Below are 1100 nucleotides of genomic sequence, written 5' to 3'. Positions count from 1 at the left end.
TGTTCCTTGGCCACGGCCACGGCCACGGCCACGGCCACCGCGCGACGCGTGGGCTGCGGGGGCGCGGCGGGCGGGGCCGGCGGGGCGACCGGGGCGGCGGCCACGGGCGCCGGGGGAGCGGGCGCGGGGGCGGGCTCCTCGTCCACCGAGACCCCGAAGTCCTTGGCGATGCCGGCGAGCCCGTCGGCGTACCCCTGGCCCACGGCGCGGACCTTCCAGACGCCGCCGCGCAGATACACCTCGACCACGATCAGGGCGGTCTCGGTGCCCAGCTGCGGCGGGGTGAAGGTGGCGATCACGCTGCCGTCGTCGGCGTTGCGGACCGTGGCGGTGGGCTCGATGCCCTGGAAGGTCTGGCCGGCCGCGTCGGGGCTGGCGGTGACGACGATCTTCTCGATCCCGGCGGGGACGGCGGAGGTGTCCACCGCGATGGCGTCCGGGGCGGTCCCGCCGCCGGAGCGGTAGCCGACGCCCGGCCCGGTGGGCTGGTTGTAGAAGATGAAGTCGGCGTCGGAGCGGACCTTGCCGTCCGCGGCGATCAGCAGCCCCGATACGTCGAGCCGTACCGGAGCGGCCACGTCCACCGTGACGCGCACGGTGTTCAGCGGCAGGTTCGATCCAGGGGTCATAGCGGTCATGCCCGCTCAACGACCGGGGTCCCTTTGCCGTTCCCTTACCCGGGGCCGCGTCCCCCGTCCGCGTGCGGGGCCGGGGCGCGGGGGTCAGCGGCGGTTGCGCGGGTGGTCGCGGGCCTGCCGTTCGTTGCCGAACTTGTAGGCCCCGGTCCAGCGGGCCATCACCAGCTGGGCGTCCCCGGACTCCACCTCGGTGAGGAACTTCCCGGCCCGGCCCCCGCGCAGGGTGCCCGCGGCCCGACCGCGGTGGGTGATGACGACGCTTCCGTCGCCGCGCTGCTCGTACGTGAATCCTGTGGGTCTCGGCACGCGGCGAGTCTCGCCCGCGGCGGGCCGGTCCGGCAACGGAATTCCCGCGGACCGGAGCGACCGGCGCGGAGCGCACCGGAGCGGTCCGGCGCGGCGCGGTCCGGCGCGGACCGGAGAACCGGAGCGGAGCCGACCGGGGCGGCGGCGCGGGGCCCC

At 76.5% G+C, this 1100-nt stretch carries 2 protein-coding genes; both read right to left on the bottom strand.

Annotated elements, in window-relative coordinates; translation table 11 throughout:
- The coding region (locus ABTZ17_RS36855; protein WP_352200188.1) for a TerD family protein at positions 1-638 on the bottom strand (638 nt) is incomplete at its 3' end.
- An 84-nt stretch (positions 639-722) separates the two neighbouring features.
- Positions 723-944: a hypothetical protein gene (locus ABTZ17_RS36850; protein WP_352200187.1), complete on the bottom strand. Its 222-nt coding sequence runs from the start codon at positions 942-944 to the stop codon at positions 723-725.
- Positions 945-1100: the final 156 nt, after the last annotated feature.

The sequence above is a fragment of the Streptomyces sp. NPDC097619 genome, from assembly GCF_040302735.1.
GTDB lineage: Bacteria > Actinomycetota > Actinomycetes > Streptomycetales > Streptomycetaceae > Streptomyces.
Note: the sequence above shows the minus strand (reverse complement) of the source record. Positions and strands in the feature narration are given on the sequence as shown.